General features: G+C 68.5%; 17 protein-coding genes. 12 read left to right on the forward strand and 5 right to left on the reverse strand.

Annotated elements, in window-relative coordinates; all coding sequences use genetic code 11:
• Window positions 1-10 precede the first annotated feature (10 nt).
• From glgB to QFX32_08835, 7 genes are all read left to right on the forward strand, one after another.
• Complete coding sequence (gene glgB / locus QFX32_08805) at window positions 11-1,939, forward strand: 1,4-alpha-glucan branching protein GlgB (protein ID MDI9634132.1); 1,929 nt, start codon at window positions 11-13, stop codon at window positions 1,937-1,939.
• 1 nt (window position 1,940) lies between these two features.
• Window positions 1,941-4,259: a DUF3536 domain-containing protein gene (locus tag QFX32_08810; GenBank protein MDI9634133.1), complete on the forward strand. Its 2,319-nt coding sequence runs from the start codon at window positions 1,941-1,943 to the stop codon at window positions 4,257-4,259.
• A complete protein-coding gene (gene malQ, locus QFX32_08815; protein MDI9634134.1) occupies window positions 4,256-5,752 on the forward strand; it encodes a 4-alpha-glucanotransferase in 1,497 nt (498 codons plus the stop codon). The genes QFX32_08810 and malQ overlap by 4 nt, the downstream gene beginning before the upstream one ends.
• A 45-nt stretch (window positions 5,753-5,797) precedes the next feature.
• The gene (gene glgP, locus QFX32_08820) at window positions 5,798-7,981 is read left to right on the forward strand and encodes an alpha-glucan family phosphorylase (GenBank protein ID MDI9634135.1); all 2,184 of its coding nucleotides are present in this window, start codon (window positions 5,798-5,800) and stop codon (window positions 7,979-7,981) included.
• A 249-nt stretch (window positions 7,982-8,230) separates the two neighbouring features.
• Window positions 8,231-8,602, forward strand: coding sequence for a response regulator (locus QFX32_08825; GenBank protein ID MDI9634136.1), 372 nt, complete (start codon window positions 8,231-8,233; stop codon window positions 8,600-8,602).
• The gene (locus QFX32_08830; GenBank protein ID MDI9634137.1) at window positions 8,599-9,207 is read left to right on the forward strand and encodes a chemotaxis protein CheC; all 609 of its coding nucleotides are present in this window, start codon (window positions 8,599-8,601) and stop codon (window positions 9,205-9,207) included. The genes QFX32_08825 and QFX32_08830 overlap by 4 nt, the downstream gene beginning before the upstream one ends.
• Window positions 9,204-11,081, forward strand: a complete 1,878-nt coding sequence (locus QFX32_08835) for a PAS domain S-box protein (GenBank protein MDI9634138.1) — start codon at window positions 9,204-9,206, stop codon at window positions 11,079-11,081. The genes QFX32_08830 and QFX32_08835 overlap by 4 nt, the downstream gene beginning before the upstream one ends.
• A 21-nt stretch (window positions 11,082-11,102) precedes the next feature.
• Here the strand turns inward: QFX32_08835 and QFX32_08840 are convergent, their stop codons facing one another.
• Both QFX32_08840 and mgtA read right to left on the reverse strand, forming a co-directional pair.
• Window positions 11,103-12,029: a DNA adenine methylase gene (locus tag QFX32_08840; protein ID MDI9634139.1), complete on the reverse strand. Its 927-nt coding sequence runs from the start codon at window positions 12,027-12,029 to the stop codon at window positions 11,103-11,105.
• Window positions 11,999-14,701 carry a magnesium-translocating P-type ATPase gene (mgtA, locus tag QFX32_08845; GenBank protein MDI9634140.1) on the reverse strand — a complete coding sequence of 901 codons (2,703 nt, stop codon included), beginning with the start codon at window positions 14,699-14,701 and terminating at the stop codon, window positions 11,999-12,001. The genes QFX32_08840 and mgtA overlap by 31 nt, the downstream gene beginning before the upstream one ends.
• A gap of 121 nt (window positions 14,702-14,822) precedes the next feature.
• Between mgtA and QFX32_08850 the strand changes: the two genes are divergently transcribed.
• Window positions 14,823-15,695 (forward strand): O-acetyl-ADP-ribose deacetylase, encoded by an 873-nt coding sequence (locus QFX32_08850; GenBank protein MDI9634141.1) that lies wholly within the window; start codon window positions 14,823-14,825, stop codon window positions 15,693-15,695.
• Window positions 15,696-15,763: 68 nt separating this feature from the next.
• Entirely contained in the window at window positions 15,764-16,318 is a 555-nt protein-coding gene (locus QFX32_08855) for a PadR family transcriptional regulator (protein MDI9634142.1), read from the forward strand.
• Here QFX32_08855 and QFX32_08860 read toward each other — a convergent pair.
• The gene (locus QFX32_08860; GenBank protein ID MDI9634143.1) at window positions 16,315-16,710 is read right to left on the reverse strand and encodes a hypothetical protein; all 396 of its coding nucleotides are present in this window, start codon (window positions 16,708-16,710) and stop codon (window positions 16,315-16,317) included. The genes QFX32_08855 and QFX32_08860 overlap by 4 nt on opposite strands.
• A gap of 156 nt (window positions 16,711-16,866) precedes the next feature.
• On the opposite strand from QFX32_08860, the gene QFX32_08865 reads away from it, so the two are divergent.
• Together QFX32_08865 and QFX32_08870 are read left to right on the forward strand one after the other, a co-directional pair.
• Entirely contained in the window at window positions 16,867-17,034 is a 168-nt protein-coding gene (locus tag QFX32_08865; GenBank protein ID MDI9634144.1) for a DNA-directed RNA polymerase, read from the forward strand.
• Window positions 17,035-17,339: 305 nt separating this feature from the next.
• Complete coding sequence (locus QFX32_08870) at window positions 17,340-17,528, forward strand: hypothetical protein (protein ID MDI9634145.1); 189 nt, start codon at window positions 17,340-17,342, stop codon at window positions 17,526-17,528.
• Between the two features lie 222 nt (window positions 17,529-17,750).
• Here the strand turns inward: QFX32_08870 and QFX32_08875 are convergent, their stop codons facing one another.
• A complete protein-coding gene (locus QFX32_08875) occupies window positions 17,751-18,536 on the reverse strand; it encodes a 4Fe-4S binding protein (protein MDI9634146.1) in 786 nt (261 codons plus the stop codon).
• A 138-nt stretch (window positions 18,537-18,674) separates the two neighbouring features.
• Here QFX32_08875 and QFX32_08880 point away from each other — a divergent pair, with 138 nt between their 5' ends.
• On the forward strand, window positions 18,675-20,684 hold the full coding sequence (locus QFX32_08880) for a cation:proton antiporter (protein ID MDI9634147.1): 2,010 nt from the start codon (window positions 18,675-18,677) through the stop codon (window positions 20,682-20,684).
• A gap of 57 nt (window positions 20,685-20,741) precedes the next feature.
• Here QFX32_08880 and QFX32_08885 read toward each other — a convergent pair whose 3' ends face one another.
• Window positions 20,742-21,941, reverse strand: coding sequence for a cation:proton antiporter (locus tag QFX32_08885; GenBank protein MDI9634148.1), 1,200 nt, complete (start codon window positions 21,939-21,941; stop codon window positions 20,742-20,744).
• Between the last annotated feature and the right edge of the window lie 32 nt (window positions 21,942-21,973).

Here is a 21,973-nt window from a genome sequence, read left to right on the forward strand (position 1 = left end):
TTCGGGCACCATGACGGGAACGGACGAGTACCCTGAGGGGGTCCCGCGGCTTTCCGACTACGACGTCTACCTCTTCCGGCAGGGGAAGCACACGCGCCTCTACGGGAAGATGGGCGCGCACCCCGTGCGGGACGGGGGAGAAGAGGGGACGTGGTTTGCGGTCTGGGCCCCGAATGCCGATGCCGTCTCGGTGATCGGGGACTTCAACGGCTGGGAACACGGGAGGGACCCGCTGCGGGCGAGGACCGACGGCTCCGGGATCTTCGAGGGGTTCGTTGCCGGCGCCCGGCCCGGGATGCGGTACAAGTACCACGTCGTCTCGCGGTACGGCGGCTACGCGGTGGACAAGGGGGATCCCTTCGCGTTCTCCTGGGAAGTCCCGCCGAGGACCGCGTCGGTCATCTGGGACCTCGCGCACTCGTGGGACGACGGCGACTGGATGGCGTCCCGCGCCGAGAGGGCGTCGCTCGAATCGCCGATGCAGGTCTACGAGGTCCACCTCGGCTCGTGGAGGTGGAGGGAGGGGGGGGACGGGCCGCCCGGCTACAGGGAGCTTGCCCCGCTCCTCCGGGACTACGTCGCGGACATGGAGTTCACCCACGTCGAGTTCCTCCCCGTGATGGAGCACCCGTTCTACGGGTCGTGGGGGTACCAGACCGTCGGGTACTTCGCGCCCACAAGCCGCTACGGCACGCCGCAGGACTTCATGTTCCTCGTCGGGACGCTCCACCGCGCGGGGATCGGCGTCATCCTCGACTGGGTCCCCTCGCACTTCCCCGCCGACGCGCACGGCCTCTCCTTCTTCGACGGGACCCACCTCTACGAGCACGCGCACCCGTACCAGGGGTTCCACCCCGAGTGGAAGAGCCTGATATTCAACTACGGCCGCCACGAGGTCCGGTCGTTCCTCCTCTCGAGCGCCCTCTTCTGGCTCGACCGTTACCACGCCGACGGGCTGCGCGTCGACGGTGTCGCGTCGATGCTCTACCTCGACTACGCCCGGAAGGAGGGCGAGTGGATCCCGAATAGGTACGGAGGCAAGGAGAACCTCGAGGCCCTCGAGTTCCTGCGGGACCTCAACACCGCCGCCTACGGCACCTTCCCCGGGATCCACATGATCGCCGAGGAGTCGACCGCGTGGCCGATGGTGACGCGGCCCGTCCCCACCGGCGGGGTGGGATTCGGCCTGAAGTGGAACCTCGGGTGGATGCACGACACCCTCCGGTTCTTCTCGCGGGATCCCATCCACAGGTCGTACCACCTGCACGAGCTCACGTTCTCGCTGTGGTACGCGTTCTCCGAGAACTACGTCCTCTGCCTCTCCCACGACGAGGTCGTCCACGGGAAGGGCTCGCTCTTCCAGCGGATGCCGGGCGACGAGTGGCAGAAGTTCGCGAACCTCCGGCTCCTCCTCGGCTACATGTACGCGCACCCGGGGAAGAAACTCCTCTTCATGGGCGGCGAGTTCGGGCAGAGGACCGAGTGGGACCACAACGCCCCCCTCCGCTGGGAGTCCCTCGGCCATCCCCTCCACGCGGGGCTCCTGAATTGGACGCGGGACCTCAACAGGACGTGCAGGCGGGAGAGGGCACTCCACGCCGCGGACTTCGACCCGCGCGGCTTTCAGTGGGTGGACTTCTCGGACGCGCAGAACACGGTCATCTCCTTCCTCCGCCTCGCGCCCGGCTCGCCCGAGATCCTCCTCTCGGTCTGCAACTTCACCCCCGTCCCCCGGACGGACTACAGGATCGGCCTCCCCCGCGACGGGACGTGGGAGGAGATCCTCAACAGCGACGCGGCGTGCTACGGGGGATCGGGGATGGGGAACCTTGGTGCAGTCCGCGCGGAGGACGTCCCGTTCCACGGGAGGCCATACTCCGCGCGATTCGTCCTCCCGCCGCTCGGCTTCCTCCTCTTCCGCCACGGGGGGACTGGGTGACGTGAGACCGAGGGTCACCATCCACGCGCACTTCTACCAGCCCCCGCGGGAGAACCCGTGGACGGGCCACGTCGCGCGGGAGACCACTGCCGCCCCTTACCACGACTGGAACGAGAGGATCTGCGCCGAGTGCTACAGGCCGTTTTCCGCCGCCCGCCTCCTCGACGGGGAGGGGAAGATCCGGGGGGCGATCTGCCTCTACGGCCGCGTGAGCTTCGACGCGGCGCCGACACTCCTCTCGTGGCTCGAGCGGCACGCCCCCGGCGTCTACGAGGCGATCCTCGCGGCGGACCGTTCCGCGCGCGACCGGTTTTCCGGGCACGGGACCGCGATCGCGCACCCGTACTACCACGCGATCCTCCCCCTCCTCCCCGAAAGGGACAGGGCAACCCTCGTCCGGTGGGGGATCGCGGACTTCGAGGGGAGGTTCGGGCGGTACCCCGAGGGGATGTGGCTCCCCGAGATGGCGGTCGACTACGGGACGCTCGAGACCCTCGCGGACCACGGGATCCGGTTCACGGTCCTCGCCCCCCACCAGGTCCGCCCCGTCCCGGGAGGGCCCGGGGGAGGGGATCTCCCCCTCCCGTCCCAGCCGTTCTCCTGCCCCCTCCCCTCGGGGGAGGAGATCGCGGTCTTCGTCCACGACGCGCAGGTCGCGCGCGAGGTCGCGTTCGGCGACCTCCTCGAAAACGGCGACCGGTTCGCCGACCGCCTCCTCTCCGCCGCCCCCGGCGGCGGGCTCGTCTCGGTCGCGACCGACGGGGAGACGTACGGCCACCACCGGAAGTTCGGGGAGATGGCCCTCGCCCGGTGCGTCGAGCGGCTGGAAGAGGGGGGCGACACCCTCACCGTCTACGGGGAGTACCTCGGGAGGGTGCCCCCTCGGGAGGAAGTGGAGATCGTGGAGGGGACGTCGTGGAGCTGCCCCCACGGGCTCTCGCGGTGGGCGGGCGGGTGCGAGTGCACCTCCGGGCGGCACGCGGGCTGGTCGCACGCGTGGCGCGGGCCCCTCCGGTCCGCACTCTCGGAGCTCTCGGGTTTCCTCGCGTCGGTCTACACCGAGCACGCGGCCGCAATCTTCGCGGATCCCGCCGCGGCGCGTGACGCGGCCGTTTCCCTCTTCTCCGACCCGGATCCCGGCGCGATCCGCCGGTTCGTTGCCGCCCACGCCCGCGCGGCGCCGGGCGAGGAGGAGATTCAGAAGGCGTGCGCCCTCCTCGAGCTCTCCCGCCATGCCCTCGCGCTCCACACGAGCTGTGCGTTCTTCTTCGACGACGTCGCCGACAGGGAGGCGGTGCAGGTCCTCTCCCACGCGGCGCGCGCGATAGAGCTCGCGGCACGCGTCTCCGGCACCGACTCCACCCCGGAGTTCCGGCGCGCGCTCGCGGCGGTCCCGGGGAACCGCCCGGCGTTCCCCGATGGGGAGAGCGTCTACGCGGAATGCGTCCTCCCCCTCGCCCTCTCCCCCCGCGCGCAGGCAGGGTTCCTCGCCCTCCGGGAGGTCGCGGCGGGCCGCGCGGCGTGCACCCTCTCCCGCCCGTCAGGGGATGCGTTCGCGGCCGGGGGGTTCCGCGTCCGCCACGACCTCTCGTTCGCGGGGGCGTCGTTCCGGTACTGCATCGTCTGGACCGCGCCCGGCACGTTCCTCGCCGGTGTCGCGGGCGCGGGGACGGCTCCACCCCCCGGACCCTTTGAGGAGATCGCGCGGATCTTCGAGGGGGAGGGGGCGCAGGCCGCGGCCCGCGCACTCGCTTCTTCGTGGACGCCCCGCCCGCTCGGGGAGAACGAGGTATCGGCCGCGGAGAGGGGGCTTGCCCTCGCGGTCCAGCTCACTCTCGCCGCGGAAGCGGCGGGGCGGGCCGCGGCGGACCTCCTCGCGGAGTGCAGGCGGTCCCGGCCCGGCCCGCGGACGGGCGCGGGTCCCCTCGCCCGGTCCCTCGCGGCGCTCGGGTTTGCCCGGGAGTTCCGTTCCCTCCTCTCCGATCCCCGCGCGGGGCCCGAGGACATCGCCCGCCTCGCCCGGGAGGCGCGGGAGTGGGGGGTCGCCGTGGACGGGTCCGCCCTCGCGCGCGACGCGGCGGCATTCCTCCTCCGGCTCGCCCGCGACTGGGCCGCGCAACCCACCGACGCCAATCGGCTCGCGCGGCTCCGCGGGGCACTCGCGGTCCTCGGCGAGGCGGGGATCCCCGCCGACCTCTGGGAGGTCCAGAACGTCCTCCTCGGTGTCCGGGAGTCCCCGCCCCGCGCGGCGGGGCCGGGATGGACCGGGGAATTCCGGGCGCTCGCGCGGGCCCTCGGGGTGCGGGGGGAGATCCCGTGAGGCTCCCGCGGGGGTCAGGGCTCCTCCTCCCCGTCTTCTCCCTCCCGGGACGCTACGGGATCGGCGACATGGGGCCTTCCGCGCGCGAATTTGCCGACCGCCTCGCGGGGGCCGGCCAGCGGTACTGGCAGGTCCTCCCCCCAAACCCCGTCTCGCCGAACGCGGCCTTCTCCCCCTATCATCCCCTCTCGGCGTTCGCCCTCAACCCCCTCCTCGTCAGCCCCGACCTCCTCGCGGAGGAGGGTGTTGCCGGCGCGTGCGACCTCCCGCCCCCCCTGCCGGGCGGGGAGTGCATCGACTACCCCGCCGCCGCGGCGGGCAAAGAAGCGTTCCTCCGGGCGGTCGCGGCTGCCGCCGGCTACGGGCGGAGCGATCCCGGCTTCGAGGCATTCGAGGCGGCGCACGCCCACTGGCTCGGGGACTGGGCGCTCTTCTCCGCGCTCCGGCAGAGGCTCGGGGAGTGGTGGCCGGGGTGGCCTGCCCCCCTCCGCGACAGGGACCCTGCCGCGCTGCGTTCCGCCGAATCCTCCCTCTCGGGGGAGATCGCGGAGGAGAAGTTCCTCCAGTACCTCGCGTTCTCCCAGTGGGAGGCGCTGCGGGCGCACTGCGCGGAGAGGGGGATACGGGTCATCGGCGACCTGCCCATGTTCCCCGCGCTCGGGAGCGCGGACGTCTGGGTCCACCGCGACCTCTTCAAGCTCGGGCCGGACGGTCTCCCCCTCGCGGTCGCGGGCGTCCCGCCCGACTACTATAGCCCCCGCGGGCAGGTCTGGGGCAACCCGGTGTACGACTGGGACACGGTGGCGGAGTCCGGGTTCTCGTGGTGGGTCGCGCGGATCGAGCACAACCTCCGGCTCCACGACGTCCTGCGCATCGACCACTTCAGGGGGCTCTGCGCGTACTGGGAGATCCCGGCCGGGGCCGCCGACGCCCGCGCGGGGAGGTGGGTGCCCGTCCCCGGGAGGGAACTCCTCTCCCGCCTCGGTGCGTCCCGCCTCCCCCTCGTCGCGGAAGACCTCGGGGTGATCACCCCCGACGTGCACGCCCTGCGGGAAGAGTTCGGGATCCCGGGGATGCGCGTCCTCCAGTTCGGTTTTTCCGGCGAGCCCGGCAACCCGCACGCACCCGGAAACATCGTCGAGGACGTCGTCCTCTACACGGGCACGCATGACAACAACACGGTCCTTGGGTGGTTCTGCGAGGAGGCGGGGCCGGGGGAGAGGGAGCTGCTCGCGGCTGCCCTCGGGTCCCTCCCGGAGCCGCGGGACATCCCCCGCGCAATGATCCGGCTCGCGATGGAGTCTCCGGCGCGGGTCGTGGTCGTCCCGGTGCAGGACCTCCTCTCCCTCCCCTCCCGCGCGCGGATGAACAGGCCGGGGACGACTGGAGGGAACTGGAGGTGGCGGCTCCCCCCCGGTCTCCCGTCCCCCGCGGACTGGGAGTGGCTCGCGGGAGTCGCGGCCCGGACGGGGAGGGCAACAGGTGGTCGCTGACGCGGAGGGCAAGGCATACACGTGCGGACGTGGGAGGTACATGGGATGAACGGACCAGCAGGTACCGTCGCGGCGCACCCGTGGCTCGCGCGGATCCCGGAGAGGATCAGGGGCCTTGGGGAGCTCGCCTACAACCTCTGGTGGAGCTGGCACCCCGAGGCCCGGATCCTCTTCAAGCAGATCAACCAGCACGCGTGGAAGGAGAGCATCCACAACCCGGTCCGGATGCTGCAGGAGATCCCGGTCGAATTCCTCGAGAAGATCGCGGAAAACCCGGACTACCTCCGCAGGTACGACATCTCCATGTTCCGGTTCCGCCAGTACATGAGCACGCGCAACGGCTGGTTCTCCGAGTCCCACCCATCCCCCCGGGCGCTCACCATCGCGTACTTCTCGGCGGAGTACGGGCTGCACCACTCCCTCCCCCTCTACGCGGGGGGCCTTGGGTTCCTCGCGGGGGACTACCTGAAGGAGTGCAGCGACCTCGGCGTCCCGCTCGTCGCCGTCGGGTTCATGTACTCCGAGGGGTACCTCACCCAGCGGATCCGGCCCGACGGGACGCAGGACGACGTCCTCGAGCGGCTGAACCGCGACGCGGCGCCCGTATCCCGCGTCACCGGGCCGGACGGGAACCAGCTCGTCGTCACCATCCCGCTGATCTCGCCCCCCATCAGGGTCGCCGTGTGGCGGGTGGACGTGGGCAAGGTCCCCCTCTTCCTGCTCGACACGGACATCCCCGAGAACGACCCCCGCTGCCGGTCGATCTCCTCGCGCCTCTACACCGGGAAACCCGAGGAGAGGCTGGTGCAGGAGATCGTGCTCGGGATAGGGGGGTGGAAGGTCCTCGACACCCTCGGGATCACGTTCTCCGCCATCCACCTCAACGAGGGGCACCCGGCGTTCGCGCTGCTCGAGATGGTGCGGGAGAGGGTCTCGCGGGGGCTCTCGTTCCGCGAGGCGACCGAGCAGGTGAGGGGGATTGCGCTCTTCACCACGCACACGCCCCTCCCCTCGGCAACCGACGTCTACCCCCCGGACCTGATGGACCGGTACTTCTCCGGGTACTACCCCGCGCTCGGGATCGACCGGGAGACGTTCCTCTCGCTCGGGAGGCACCCGAGGGACCCGACCGGCGGGTTCAACATGACGGTGTTCGCCCTCCGGATGACGGCGCACCACAACGCGGTCTCCGCCCGGCACGCCGGGGTCTCGAAGGAGATCTGGAGGGACCTCTGGCCTGATCTCCCGCCGGAGAACGTCCCCATCGACTCCATCACGAACGGCGTCCACCTCTCCACGTGGATCAACCCGCGGCTCCTCGAGCTCGTCACCCGGTACATGCTCCACGCATGCCCGGACTGGTACCACCACCACGACACCCCCGAGCTCTGGGAGATGATCGACGAGATCCCGGACGCGGAGCTCTGGAAACTCCACGTCTGGCTGAAGAACAAGCTCATCCACAGGATCCGGGAGCGCGCCCGGATGAGGTGGGCCGCGGGCCTGAAGGAGCCGGCAAACCTCAGCGCCGACGGGCTGATGCTCAACCCGAGCGTGCTCACCATCGGCTTTGCCCGCCGGTTCTCCGGGTACAAGCGCGCCGACCTCATTTTCCACGACGTGGAGCGCCTCAAGGGAATCCTCACGAACAGGTGGTGGCCCGTCCAGATCATCTTCGCCGGGAAGGCCCACCCGTGCGACCACGAGGGGCAGGAGATCCTCCGGCGCGTCTACAGGTTCGCGGCCTCCCCCGAGTTCCAGGGGAGGATCGCGTTCGTCGAGGACTACGGCGAGCAGACCGCCCAGTACCTCGTCCACGGCGTCGACGTCTGGCTGAACAACCCCCTCCCCCCGATGGAGGCGTGCGGGACGAGCGGGATGAAGGCCGCGGTGAACGGCGTTTTGAACCTGAGCATCCGGGACGGCTGGTGGCTCGAGGGCTACAACGGCCGGAACGGCTGGGCGTTCGGGGGCAAGCCGTGGTCGCCCACGCGCAACGCGGAGGACGCGGCCGAGCTCTACGACATCCTCGAGAGGGAGGTCGTCCCGCTCTACTACGACACCTCGCTCGACGGGATCCCGCACGGGTGGGTCCGCATGATGAAGGAGTCGATAAAGAGCGTCGCCCCGCGGTTCTCCGCGCGGAGGATGGTCAAGGAGTACATCGGGCGGTACTACCCTTCCCTCATCTCGTGCGCCGAGAGGGAGTGCAGGGTCCCCCTCCGCTGACCCGGCAGGCAGGGGCCCGATACCCCCGCCCTGTCCGGGATTGGAAGGACGGCGGTCCAGGGGTCCCCGTGGTCCGCGCTCCCGCCGGCGCGCTCCCGCACGAGTGCCGGGACGGGGGGAACATCCTCGCGATGCGGGAGAGGGAGCCGAAAAAGAGAACGCGGAGAGAGAGATATTTATCAATCGGGAGAACGAAGTGGAACAAAACAGAAGGGAATCGGGGGCACCGGGCAGGAGGCGGTAAACGGAATGGCAAGAATCCTCGTCATCGACGATTCGCAGTTCCAGCGGAAAATCCTCACATCTATCCTCGAGAAGAAAGGCCACGAAGTCCATACGGCGGTGGACGGGAGGGAGGGGTACGAGAAGGTCCGTCGCGAACGTCCCGACCTCGTCATCTGCGACCTCCTGATGCCCGGCATCGACGGGTACAGCTTCCTCAAGGACATGCAGAACGAGGGATTCCAGATCCTCGTCCTCGTCCTCACCTCCGACATCCAGGAGACCACCCGCAAGATCTGCATGGATCTCGGCGCGTGCGACGTCATCCACAAGCCGGCGAAGGAAGAGAATCTCCTCCCGGCGGTCGAGCGGGCATTATCCCACAGGGACAGGGCATGAATGTCACGGAAGACCTCGTCGACGCCATCCGCGAGCTGATCAACATCGGGGTGGGGAAGGCCGCGGGCCTCCTCCACGAGATGACGGGGACGCACATCCGGCTCACCGTCCCCGAGGTGAGGGTCCTCCAGTACGCGGATCTCTTCACGGAAAGGACCCTCACCGGGAGCACCCGCCTCTCCGCGGTCGTGCTCCACTTCACCGGCCCGTTCTCGGGGATGAGCGTGCTCGTCTTCCCCGAGGAGAGCGCGGCAATCCTCATCGCCGCACTCACCGGCGAGAGGATCGACGAGCCCGACCTCGACGCGCTCCGGATCGAGACGCTCAACGAGGTGGGCAACATCGTGAACAACGCCGTGATGGGTTCGCTCACGAACGTCATCGGCGAGCGGCTCACCTACTCCCTCCCCGAGTACCGGGAGGGCAGCCTCCCCGATATCCTCGGGAAGCCGGAGTCCGCCCTGTACGACTGGGTCATCGTCGCCGTCTCGAAGTTCACCCTCGAAGACCTCCATGTCACCGGGAACATCCTCATGATCTTCGAGATAGGAACCCTCCACGTCCTCCTCGAGAAGATCGAGGCGGTGATGGGATCCCCGCAATGACGCCCGAACCCTCCCCCTCCCCGTTCCGGAACTTCGACATCCTCCCCGCGGGCATCGTCGTCATCCGGCCGGACTACACGGTCATCTTCTGGAACAGGACGATCGCGGAGTGGACGGGGATCCCGCCGGGGGAGATCCTCGGCCGCGACATCCGCGAGGTCTACCCCCACCTGCGGGAGAAACGGTACGCGCTCCGCATCGGGCAGGTCTTCGAGGGGGGAGCCGCTGCCTTCTTCTCGACGCAGTTCCACCCGCACTTCATCCCCGCACGCCTCCACGGCGGGGACCTGAGGTACCAGCGGACCACTGTCCACCCCGTGGACACCGGTGGGGAGACCTGCGCCCTGCTCTTCATCGACGACGTGACAGACCTCGTCTCGCAGGTCCGGGCCTACCGGGAGATGAGGGACCGCGCGCTCCGCGAGGTGAGAGAGCGAGAGGAGAAGGAGGCGGCCCTCGCGGAGAGCGAGGCGAAGTTCCGCCAGATCTTCGATTCCGTGAATGACGCGATCCACATCACCGAGCTCCGGGAGGACGGCCTGCCGGGGAGGTTCATCGAGGCGAACGCGATCGCAACCCGGATGCTCGGGTTTGAGAGGGACGAGCTCCTCGCGACGTCCCCCCTCGACCTCGTCTGCGGCCCGCACAGCCGCCCCCTTGAGGAGATCAGGCGCGAGATCCTCGAGAAGGGCGAGACGATCTTCGAGACCTGCCACAGGAAGAAGGACGGCGGGGAGGTCCCTGTGGAGATCCACGCCCGCCGGGCGCGGCTCATGGGCAGGGACGTCATCGTCGCCATCGTGCGGGACATCTCGCAGCGGAAACGTGACAGGGAGGCCCTCGTCTCGCTCTCGCGTGAGCTGCGGACGATCATCGACAACGTCCCCGCGATGATCTGGTACAAGGACACGCAGAACAGGATCATCCGCGCGAATCCCGCGGCGGCTGCCGCGGTCGGCCTCCCCCTCGAGGAGATCGAGGGGAAGAGCGTGTACGATCTCTTCCCCGAGATGGCCGGGAAGTACTACCAGGACGACCTCGAGGTCATCGCGAGCGGGAAGCCGAAGCTCGGGATCATCGAGGAGATGCCCACGAGGACACGGGGCGTCCGATGGGTGGAGACCCACAAGGTCCCCCTCTTCTCTCCCGAGGGGAAGGTCGCGGGCCTCCTCGTCATCGTAAGCGACATCACGGAGAGGAAGATGGCGCAGGATGCCCTCGCCCTCGCGAACCAGAAGCTCAATCTCCTCTCGAGCATCACGCGGCACGACATCCTCAACCAGGTCATGGCCCTCAAGATCATCGCAGACCTCACCGAGATGGAGAGGGACCCCGCCGTGGTCGCCGGCTACATCCGCAAGCTCCGGTTGATCGCAAACACCATCGAGGAGCAGGTCAACTTCACGAGGGACTACCAGGACATCGGGATCAGGGCCGCGACGTGGCAGAAAGTCTCGGCCACAGTCCAGAGGATCGCGGCCGGTCTCCCCCACCTCGGCGTCACGGTCCGCGACGAGACGGGAGACGCAGAGGTCTACGCCGACCCTCTCTTCGAGAAGGTGATCTACAACCTCTTCGAGAATGCCGTCCGGTACGGCGGGCCCGCGCTCACGGAGATCCGCGTGTACACGAAGAAAGACGGCGACCGCCACGTCATCGTCGTCGAGGACAACGGCGTCGGGATCCCGCCTGAGGACAAGGAGAGGATCTTCTCGCGGGGCTTCGGGAAGCACACGGGCCTTGGGCTCTTCCTCTCGCGCGAGATCCTCGCCATCACGGGCATGGAGATACGGGAGACGGGGGAACCGGGGAAGGGGGCGCGGTTCGAGATCACCGTCCCGCCCGGGAAGTTCCGGCACGGCGGGACCTCGTGAACGCGTGCCGCCGCAAAAGCCCTAGGGATCGCCCTCTCCTCGCGGCGGGTAATTCGTGACGACGATCTCCGGGACCCTGCCCCTCCCCGACCCCCTCGAGTTGATCGCCCTGCGCGCGAGGACCCTGCTCACGTGGTAGTCCCCGTAAAGCCTCTCGAAGAAGCCGTCCCCCGGGTCGGAGTTCGAGAGCATGAGGAGTGCCCCCCTCGCGTCGCACTCCGCGAAGAACCGGGCGAGCCGCTCCTGCTCGGCGTCGGGGAACCCTCCCCTCGTGTACGACGTGAACTGCGCCGTCCTGCTGACCGGGCGGTAGGGGGGGTCGAAGTACACGAACGACCCCTCCGCGATGTACGGGAGCGCCTCCGAGAAGTCCCCCGCGTGCACGCGCGTGTTCTGCAGGACCTCGGAGTCGCGCCGGAGGAGCGGCTCGTCGAGGATCCGGGGATTCCTGTACCTCCCGAACGGGACGTTGAACTCGCCCCGCGAGTTGACGCGGAAGAGCCCATTGTAGCACGTCCTGTTGAGGAAGACGAGCTCTGCGACGCGGTCGACCCACGACGGCCGGAAGGTAGGGGAAGAGACCTCCCTCTCCCTCCCCCTGTTGAACCTTTCCCGGACTTCGAGGTAGTACTTCCTGCGCGCGTCTTCGCCGAGCGCGAGGTACTCTGCCTCGATCTCCCGCAACGCCTCGACGAGCTCCCCCACCCTGTCCCGGACGACCGTGTACGCGAGGAAGAGCTCGCGGTTCACGTCGAAGATGTGGCACTCCGGGAACCGGAACCTCCCGTTGAAGCAGAAGTACACTGCCCCGCCGCCGACGAACGGCTCCACGTACACCGGGACCTCGCCCCTCGCGACGCGCGGGGGTACCCTCGCGGCGAGTTCGGGGAGGATCTGGGTCTTCCCCCCCGCCCACTTCAGGAACGGCCGCGCCTCCCGCACACCCATGGATCCTCGCGCTCACCTCTCCATCCCTGTTTCTCCCCGCGGGGAGAAGAGCGTGGCGCATTCCCGGCAGCCCGCCCCGGTGTCCCCTCCCCGCGAAGAGCGCCGCGCGGGAGGTACTTCCCGTAGAACCACTCCTTTGCGACCTCCGCGAGGAGGAGGTACGCGCCCACGAGCGCGGCGAGGACGGGGTAGAAGGCAGGCGGCGGCTGCACGAACCCAAACAGCCCCGCCGCGGGGGAGAACGGGAGGATGCACGCCGCCGCGACGGCAGAGAGCGTGCTCGCGAGGAGGAACGCGCTCGGCCTGCTCCGGAAGAACGGGACCCTCTCCGTGCGGATGACGAAGATGATGAGCGTCTGCGTGCAGAGGGACTCGACGAACCACGCCGTCTGGAAGAAGGACTCTCCCGCGGAGAAGACGGAGAGGAGGATTGCGAACGTGAGGAAGTCGAAGAGCGAGCTTATCGGGCCGAAGACGAGGATGAACCTCCTGATGAACCCGATGTCCCACCTCTTCGGCCGCCGCACGTACTCCTCGTCGACGCGGTCGGTGGGGATGGTCGACTCCGAGATGTCGTAGAGGAGGTTGTTGAGGAGGATCTGGATGGGGAGCATCGGGAGGAACGGGAGGAAGAGGGACGCCCCCGCGACACTCACCATGTTCCCGAAGTTCGAGCTCGTCCCCATCAGGATGTACTTGAGGGTGTTTCCGAACGTTTTCCTCCCCTCGAGGACGCCGTCGTGCAGGACGCGCAGGTCGTTCTCGAGGAGGACGATGTCGGCCGATTCCCTCGCGATGTCCACGGCCTCCCGGACGGATATCCCGACGTCCGCCTCGCGGATGGCCGAGGCGTCGTTGATCCCGTCGCCCATGAACCCGACGACGTGGCCGTTCTTCCGCAGGACGCCGACGATGCGGGTCTTCTGGGCGGGGGTGACGCGGCAGAAGAGGGTCGTCTTCTCCGCGGCGCGCGCGAGGGCCTCGTCGTCCATGTGGGCGATCTCCTCCCCGGTGAGGACACCCTCCACCGGGAGACCGATGAGTGCGGCGATCCTCCCCGCCACGAGCTCGTTGTCCCCGGTGAGGATCTTGAGCCCTATCCCCGCGCCCGCGAGCGCGCGCACCGACTCCCCCGCGGTCGCCCTCGGGGGATCGAGGAACGTGACGAGCCCAAGGAACGTCATGTCCCGCTCGTCGTCCCTTGAAGCGGCGTTTCGGCCCGGCGGGAGGTCCTTCCTGCAGACCGCGAGGGTCCGGAACCCCTCCCCGCTCTTCCGCGCGTAGAGTGCATTGATGGACGCGCGGTCGCCTTCCGTGATGGGGCGGGTGACCCCGCCGCGCGCGATCGACGAACAGATGGAGAGGATCGCCTCGGGTGCTCCCTTCGTGACGAGGACGCGCTCGTCGCCCTTCCCGGCGAGGACCGAGACGCGGCGGCGCGCGAAGTCGAACGGGATCTCGTCGACCTTGCGGAACGGCCCGGTATCCATAGGCCGGAATGAGACGATCGCCTCGTCGAGGGGGTTTTTGACACCGGTCGAGAACGCGCTGTTCAGGAACGCGAAGGAGAGGACCTCCTCGCACGGCTCCCCGTCGGGGCCGAGGTACTCGACGAGCGCGATCCGGTTCTCGGTGAGGGTCCCCGTCTTGTCCGTGCAGAGCACGTCCATGCTCCCGAGGTTCTGGATCGCGGCGGGGTGCCTCACGATCACCTTCTTTGCCGCCATGGCGATCGCCCCCTTGGAGAGGTTGAGCGAGAGGATCATGGGGAGGAGCTCGGGGGTCATCCCGACCGCGAGGGCGACTGCGAAGAGGAGGGACCCGAGCGTGTCGTGCCGGAAGAGCGCGTTGACGGCAAAGACGAAGAGGACGAGGAGGAAGATGAACCGCGACATGAGGAGTGAGAACGCCGCGAGGCCCCTCTCGAACTCGGTCTCCGGCGGCCTCTCGACGAGGGTCCGCGCGATCCGCCCGAACTCGGTCGAGAGCCCTGTCCTCGCGACGACCGCGGTCGCCGTCCCGCTCACGACCGAAGTCCCGAGGAAGACGTAGTTTTTCGCGGAAGGGAGCGGCGTCCCCGCGGGGACAGGACCCGCGTGCTTCTCGACGGGGAACGGTTCCCCGGTGAGGGCGGACTCGTTGACGAAGAGGTCGCGCGCGGCAATTACCCTCGCGTCGGCCGGGACGATGTCCCCCGCGGAGAGGAGGACGATGTCGCCGGGCACGACGTCGTGGAGCGGGACCTCCCTTGCGGCCCCGTCCCGCAGGACCGTCGCGTGGGTGAGGATCTTCTGCCGCAACAGCTCGGCGGCGGTCTCCGCCCTGTACTCCTGCGAGAAATCGAGCGCGACGCTCGCGACGACGATCGCGACGATGATGGCCGCGGAAGGGAGGTCCCCGACGAAGAGGAGGACGGCCGCCGCGGCGAGGAGGACGAGGACGAGGACGTTGCTGAAGTGCCCGAGGAACCGGAGGACGACGTGCCGCCGCTTGACGCCCGTGATGTCGTTGGGCCCGCAGATCCTCTCCCTCTCCCCCGCCTCCGCGGCCGGGAGCCCCGCGGGGGTCGTCCCGAGCCGGGCGAGGACCTCGCCCTCGGCGAGGGAGACCAGTTCCGCGGGAGACACGTCCTTCCAGCCGCATCCACCGTCCCCGCCCATCCCGTATCCCATAGCGTACCGATCTCGCGCCGCGCTGCATATAGTGCGTTGCACATCTCCCCCGGGGGCGCACTCCCGGCGGACCGCCCGGGTTCCCGAAAGGGATTTCTGGACTGCGCCCTATCCCTCCCCCATGGAGAGGTCACCCGCCGGGAGGGTCGCCGTCGTGAAGGGCGACATCACGGCGCTGCGCGTGGACGCGATCGTGAACGCCGCGAACGAGAGCTTGAGCGGCGGGGGCGGGGTCGACGGGGCGATCCACAGGGCCGCGGGACCCGGCCTCCTCGAGGAGTGCAGGAGACTCGGCGGGTGCAGGACCGGTGACGCGAAGATCACGGGAGGATACAACCTCCCCGCGCGGCACGTGATCCACACCGTCGGGCCGGTCTGGCGCGGGGGCGGCCACGGGGAGGACGGGCTCCTCGCCTCGTGCTACAGGAGGTGCCTTGAGCTCGCAGAGGAGCACGGCGTCCGGACGATCGCGTTCCCCGCGATCAGCACCGGGGCGTTCCGGTTCCCGCCGGAGAGGGCGGCCCGCATCGCGGTCCGGACGGTCCTCGACTTCCTCTCGCGGTCGGACAGGATCGAGAGGGTATTCCTCGTCGCCCACGGGGACGAGGCGTACGCGGTCCTCCGCGACGCGCTCGAGCGGGCCGGGGAGGAGGACGCCGGGGCAGCGGCGCGCGGGGAATCCCGGGACGGTCCCGAGGGGGACGCGGCAGCCGAGATCCTCGCCCGCGTCGACGGGCAGGTCCGGACGATCGAGCTCGTCCACGGGATCCGGTTCGCGGGGAGGGAGGATCTCGTCCGCCGGGTCGCGGCGGCGTGCGGCAGCCCGGGGGAGGCAGACCTCGCGACTGCCGCCCTCAACACGTGGGTCGCGCTCTCGGGGGAGCGGGGTGTCGTCGACGTGCCCCGCGGCGTGCTCGCCCGCCTCCTCGACGGGGCGTACCTCGCGGGGAAGCGCGGGGAGGCTGGCCGCCGGGGCGTGGAAAGGGGAGAGTAGCGGGGACCGCGAACCCCTCCCTTTATCCCCTCGCGCGGCGAAGGGGAGAGGGCAGACACGTGATCGAGATGCCGAAGCCCGCGTACCCGAAGTACACAGTCCTTGGGATCCTTGGTATCCGCCCCATGACTGCAGGCGAGGTGAGGAAGTGGATCAGGGATTACCTCTCCCCCGTGGCGGGCGTGGACGAGAACGCCGCCGTGCCGGCCCTCCGGACCCTCGAGGCATCGGGCCTCGTGCGCAGGGAGGCCCGGGGGAAGGAGGGGGGGAAGAACGTCTACCTGCTCACCCCCGAGGGCGAGAGGGAGTTCTCCCGGTGGATGGAATCCCCCGCCGAGGACGACCGCGAACTCGTCCTCAAGTGCTCCTTTGGCTCCCGGCTCCCGCGCGAGGTCCTCAAAGAGAAGGTACGCGCGTTCCGCGCGCGGTGCGGCGAGGAGATCGCCGCGATCGAGACGAGGGAGAACAGGATCGCGTCCCTCCCCGACACCTCCCCCGAGAAGCCTTTCCTCCGGTCGGCGGCGCGCCTCGCGCTCGCAATCTCCATCGCGAAATCCGACTGGGCGCAGGAGACCCTCGCGATGCTCGAGGATCTCCCCGAGCCGCGCGCGCACCGGGCCTAGACGCCGAACCTGAACCGCGGGGAGCAGGCCTCGCGGTACGCCTCCTCGATGTCGGTCTCGGGCGGCGTGTAGGGGCGCGGGACCCTCGCGAGGATCCTCCGTATCTCTTCGCGCGCCGAGGGGTCCCTCGCGCGCACGATCCTCCGCTGGAGGCGCGGGGGCACGTCGAACTCGTGGACGTCCGAGTGGCAGCGGGGGCAGAGGACGAGGACGGATCCCTCGAGGCGCGCGGGGTCCTCCCGATTTTCGCGTTCCCCCCGCGGGGGTACAGAGTGGACCTCGAGCGCGTCGGGGGGCAGGAGGTCGCCGCAGATCTCGCAGCGGCAGCCGAGCGCGACCTTGACCCTCCGCGCCCTCGCGGGGTGATCGGTGAAGTAACGTTCGGTCGACATGCGGCGGCGGGCGGTGTCCCTTAGCGCGGGAATTGGGGTGCGCACGTGATAAACCGATCCCCCGCGGGGGTGCGACCCCGACAGGCTCCTTTATCATCCCGGAGCGCGAACATGGAAGAAACAGTTTTTCCCAGAGAAAACTGTCCGAGTAAAACCATGTACAGAGGAAATTTTGGCGGCCCGAGAAATTTCGGTCCCCGCGAGATGACAAAGGTAGTCTGTTCAGACTGCGGGAAAGATTGCGAAGTACCGTTCAAGCCGACCGAGGGGAGGCCCGTCTACTGCAGGGAGTGCCTCCCGAACCACCGGCGCCCACGGTTATAAGGAAACCCTAAAAATCTCTTTTTTCTCGCCACGCGGGGCACGGCCCCGGTTATTCCTGGCCTCGCCATCCACGCGCCCGCGGTTCCCCGGTGCAGTCCACCGCCCGATGCGAGGACTGATAACGGGGCACGTCGATAAAATATAGTCACAAGCTTTCGCACCGGAACACCAGTCCCCCGCCCGCGCCCGCGCGCGGGGCCGGGGTGCGCGCCCTTTCGCGGAGAATGGCCCGCGGGGCAAGGGTCCCGCGGGAATGGACGAATACCGTCCCGGTGGCGTCCGGGAAACTTTTTCGGAGGAGAACCATGGCAAAGAGTTCGGTCAGGGAGACCGTCATCGGAACCCGATCGGGGCAGGCCATCACGTTCACGTGCCCCTCCTGTTCGAAGGAGAACAGGATCGTCTACTCCATGCCCAAGGCATTCTACAAGGAATCGAGGGAGGGGAGGTGCGCCCACTGCAAGAAGATCGTCACGATCCTGACGCCCGGGTAGGGCCGGGGCGATCACCTCTCTCCCACGCACCCACCCTTTTTTCCCGCGTCTTTTCCCCGTCTCCTTCCGCGCGGCACGGCACCCTGCCGGGTTCCCGCCCGTTCCAGTCCTCCTCGCTCCCGGGGATCATCGTGAGGACCATCGCGAACGGGATCTTTCCTCCGGGAGCCCCTCGTCCCTGTCGAAGGAGAAGACCGTGATGTTGCCCCCACGCGACACCGCTCACGCGTCTCCCTCCCCGCCGTACACGAGTGCACCCCGAACGGGGCATGCCTCCACGCAGCGGCGGCACATGTAGCACTCGCCCTTGAGCGCATCCTTCCCCGCCTCGCCCGTCGGGCAGGCCTCCTCGCACTTCCCGCACCCGGTGCACTTGCCGGTGCGGCGGATCTTCCACCGTGCCCCGAGTGCCGCGAGGGAGAAGAACACCCCGGGGGGACACGCGAACCGGCAGAACGGGCGGTAGACGAAGACCGAGACGAGCACGAGGCAGAGGAAGGCGAGGAATCCCGCCGAGATGGTGAGGGTGAAGAACTGCCGTATCCCGAGGGCGTGGAGGACGGGGACGGAGGCCGCGGTCCCCGCGACGACGACGAGGACGAAGACAATCCCCCGCGCGACCTGCGGGACGCCCTTCCACGGGACTTTCACCTTTGGAGAGGGGACAGTGTACGCGAGCTCCTGCACCGCGCCGACGGGGCAGAGGTACCCGCAGAAGTGGCGGGAGAAGAGGAAGACGACGAGGATGTACGCGGCCATCCCGAGCGCGGCCCCGAGGATGACAGTCCCCGCGCCGCTTCCCGCCGCGAGGACGAGCTCCTGGAACATGTACGGGAGCATGGGGGAGAAGATCGCAAAACCGAGCGCGAGCGTGACGAGGAGGAACGCGTACTTCACGTGCCGCGAGAACCTCCCCGTCTTCCAAAGGATTGCACCGGCAACCGCGGCGGCCAGCCCGTAGGCGATCCCCACCAGCGCAATGGGACTCGGACCTTGCACCTGTATCACCTGCCACACTGTACCCCGTGCCCCCTGATTAACGAATTGTTCCGCACTGCGGCAGGCGCCTCCCCGTTCCCGGGCGGGACCATGCATGTTGATGACACATCCCGTCCCACTGATCGGGCAGATACCGGGCCGGGTACAATGATCGCGGTCGACATCTTCCTCTTCGACATCCTCATCGTCCTTGGCCTCTCCACGCTCGTCCTCTTCCTCGGCAACAAGTTCCGGATCCCGGGGGTCGTGGGGTTCATCCTGACCGGGATGCTCGCCGGCCCGCACGGCCTCGGGTTCATCGGCGACGAGGAGATGATAGGGTTCCTCTCGGAGATCGGGGTGATCTTCCTCCTCTTCTCGATCGGGATGCAGTTCTCGTTCCGGACACTCTCCCACATGAAGAAGGTCGTCCTCCTCGGGGGCGCCCTCCAGGTCGGCCTCACGGTTCTCGCGACCGCCGCGTTCGCGAAACTCGCCGGCATCCCGTTCCCCTCTGCGATCTTCCTCGGCATGCTCACCTGCCACACGAGCACCACGATCACCCTCCGCGTCTTCCAGGACAGGGGCGACCTCGACAGCCCCCACGGCAGGACGACCCTCGGCATCTCCCTCTTCCAGGACCTGATGAGCGTCCCGATGATCCTCCTCCTCCCCACCCTCTCGGGGCAGGAGATGCACCCCCTCCGTTTCGCCCTCAGCGTGGAGGCGGCACTCGTCGCGGCGCTCGTCCTCGTCCTCGTCCTCCTCTCCTACATCCTCCCGCGCCTCATGGACACCATCACGCGCACGCGCAGCCAGGAGCTCTTCCTGCTCTCCATCCTCTTCGTCTGCATCGCGGTCACGTGGATCACCTCGAGCATCGGGCTCTCCCTCGCGCTCGGCGCCTTCCTCGCCGGTCTCCTCCTCGCGGAGACCCCCTACTTCCACCAGGCGTTCGCGACCATCCTCCCGTTCCGCGACATCTTCACGAGCTTCTTCTTCATCTCGGTCGGGATGCTCCTCAACGCCCACCTCCTCGTCACCGTCCCGCTCCTCGTCGTCGCGCTCATCGCGGCCGCGATCCTCCTCAAGGCCCTCATCGCCGTCGTCTCCTCCCTCGCGCTCGGCAACTCGCTCAGGACCTCTGTCATCGCGGGCATCGCGCTCGCGAACATCGGGGAGTTCTCGTTCGTCCTCCTCCTCGCCGGGAAGGAATATTCGTTCCTCTCCGAGTTCGGGACACAGGTCTTCCTCACCGTCGCGGTCTGGACGATGGCCATCTCGCCGTTCCTCATCGCCGCCGCCCCCCGCCTCTCCGACCGGGCGAGCGGCCTCCCCCTCCCGCAACGGCTGAAGGCCGGCGCGGAACCCCCCGCGCGGGAGCCGCCGCCCTTCCTCCGGGACCACCTCATCATCGTCGGGTTCGGGCCCAACGGGAGGAACCTCGCACGCGCCGCCGAGATGGAGGGGATCCCCTACGTCGTCGTCGACATGAACCCCGACACCGTCGCGGAGGAGAGGAAGAAAGGGACACCGATCTCCTTCGGCGACGCGGCGAACCCCCCCATCCTCCTCCACGCGGGGGTCGAGCGCGCGAGGATCCTCGCCATCGTGACGAACGACCCCTTCTCGAGCCGGACCATCGCCGCGACGGCACGCCGGCTCAACCCCTCCCTCCACATCATCATCAGGACGCGGTACCTCCGCGATATCGAGCAGCTCCAGAGGATCGGCGCGGACGAGGTGATCGTGGACGAGTTCGAGACCTCGATCGAGCTCATCTCGCGGGTCATGCGGAAGTACCTCGTCCCCCGGATCGAGATCGACAGGGTGACGTCCCGGATCCGGAGCGATACCTACCGGATCTTCCGCCAGCCGCCCCCCGCCCGCGGCGTCATCCCGGAGCTCGCGATCCGCATCCCCGACGTGGAGGTCCGCACCGTCCGCGTCTCCCCGCGGTCGCCCCTGCGGGGCAGGAACCTCGGTGACCTCCAGGTCCGGAAGGAGTACCGTGTCTCCGTCCTCGCGGTGGAGAGGGGAGAAGAGATCGTCCCCAACCCCGGCGGGGACTTCGTCGTCGAGCCCGGCGACGACCTCGTCGTCCTCGGCCGGCCCGAGGACCTCGCCGCGTTCGGGGCGGTCGCGGAGGGGGAGGGGGAGGAGCCAGCGGGGGCGTGACGGGCGGGCGGGACTCCCGGACAGGGGAAAAAAAGGGATGCCCCACCTCCCTCCTCCCTATATCTCTCCTGAAGCCCGCGGCACGCAGAACTCGTCCCTGTACAGCCAGTTCCTGTAGAGGATCGGGGTGACGAGTGTCGTCGCGAGGCTCATCACGATGATCGCGATGAAGACCGCCTGCCCGATGTACCCCTGCTCGAGGCCGATCAGCGCGACGATCATCGCCACCTCCCCCCGGGGGGCCATCCCGAACCCGATCACGAGGGCGTCCTTCCTGCAGATACCGGCGAGCCGGGCGGGGATCGCGCATCCGACGACCTTGGTCCCGATCGCAACGAGGGTCAGGACGACGACGAACGGGAGTATCCCTCCCGTGAGCGCCCGGAAATCCGCGACGATGCCGAGCGAGACGAAGAAGATCGAGGCGAAGATAATTTTGAGGTACTCGGCCCCCTCCTTCACGTCGAGGCTCTTTCGCAGCGTCAGGCGCTCGAACGCGATCCCCGCGATGAACGCGCCCACGATCGCCGAGAGGCCGACCATCTCGGCGACCATCGCGTAGAGGAACGCGAACGTCATCGCGAAGATGAAGATGAACTCCGGGTACCGCGCGACGAACGAGGTGTTGTCGAGCCGCATGAGGAACCTGTTCACGACGAGGATCCCGAACGCCCCCGCGGCGACGAGGAAGGCGACCACTTTCACGAGGATGACGAGGATGACGGAGGGGTGGAACGCGCCCGCGACGACGTCGCCCGTGATGGCGAGCGCGATAAGGCTGAGGACGTCGTCCATCACGGCCGCTCCGATGATTGCCCTCGCGGCGTCCGTGTGGAGCTTGTTCATCTCCTGCAGCACGTTCGCCGTGATCGCGATGCTCGTCGCGGTGAGCGCGGTCCCGACGAAGAGGGCCGTCGGAAACTCCATCCCCGCCCAGACCGCCGTCGCGTACCCCCCGATCCACGGGAGGATCACCCCGACGAGGGCGATGAACCCGTACGCGGGCTTCACGATCTCCTTCAGCTTGAACTCGAACCCGATCACGAAGAGGAGGATGACGGCCCCAAGGTGGGCAAGACCCCTCACGAACTCGTTGTAGGAGACGAGCCCGAGGGCGCTTGGTCCAATCACGAGCCCCACGAGGATGATCCCCACGACCGCGGACTGGTGGATCCGGGACGCGAGGAGGTAGCCCCCGAGCGCGGCGAAGAGGAGGAGGCTCACCTGGAACTCGGGGGTCGTCACGATCCCTTCCATCCATTACCTCTTCGCGTTCCCCGCGGAAAAAC

The sequence above is a fragment of the Methanolinea sp. genome, from assembly GCA_030055515.1.
In the GTDB taxonomy this organism is placed as follows: Archaea; Halobacteriota; Methanomicrobia; order Methanomicrobiales; family Methanospirillaceae; genus Methanolinea_A.

Coding starts and splice junctions, on each gene's coding strand:
- QFX32_08870 (MDI9634145.1), top strand. CDS start 17,340: ATGGCAAAGAGTTCGGTCAGGGAGACCGTCATCGGAACCCGATCGGGG.
- QFX32_08860 (MDI9634143.1), bottom strand. CDS start 16,710: ATGTCGACCGAACGTTACTTCACCGATCACCCCGCGAGGGCGCGGAGG.
- glgP (MDI9634135.1), top strand. CDS start 5,798: ATGAACGGACCAGCAGGTACCGTCGCGGCGCACCCGTGGCTCGCGCGG.
- QFX32_08825 (MDI9634136.1), top strand. CDS start 8,231: ATGGCAAGAATCCTCGTCATCGACGATTCGCAGTTCCAGCGGAAAATC.
- QFX32_08880 (MDI9634147.1), top strand. CDS start 18,675: ATGATCGCGGTCGACATCTTCCTCTTCGACATCCTCATCGTCCTTGGC.
- QFX32_08835 (MDI9634138.1), top strand. CDS start 9,204: ATGACGCCCGAACCCTCCCCCTCCCCGTTCCGGAACTTCGACATCCTC.
- QFX32_08850 (MDI9634141.1), top strand. CDS start 14,823: ATGGAGAGGTCACCCGCCGGGAGGGTCGCCGTCGTGAAGGGCGACATC.
- QFX32_08830 (MDI9634137.1), top strand. CDS start 8,599: ATGAATGTCACGGAAGACCTCGTCGACGCCATCCGCGAGCTGATCAAC.
- QFX32_08840 (MDI9634139.1), bottom strand. CDS start 12,029: ATGGGTGTGCGGGAGGCGCGGCCGTTCCTGAAGTGGGCGGGGGGGAAG.
- QFX32_08865 (MDI9634144.1), top strand. CDS start 16,867: ATGTACAGAGGAAATTTTGGCGGCCCGAGAAATTTCGGTCCCCGCGAG.
- mgtA (MDI9634140.1), bottom strand. CDS start 14,701: ATGGGATACGGGATGGGCGGGGACGGTGGATGCGGCTGGAAGGACGTG.
- QFX32_08885 (MDI9634148.1), bottom strand. CDS start 21,941: ATGGAAGGGATCGTGACGACCCCCGAGTTCCAGGTGAGCCTCCTCCTC.
- glgB (MDI9634132.1), top strand. CDS start 11: ATGACGGGAACGGACGAGTACCCTGAGGGGGTCCCGCGGCTTTCCGAC.
- QFX32_08855 (MDI9634142.1), top strand. CDS start 15,764: ATGCCGAAGCCCGCGTACCCGAAGTACACAGTCCTTGGGATCCTTGGT.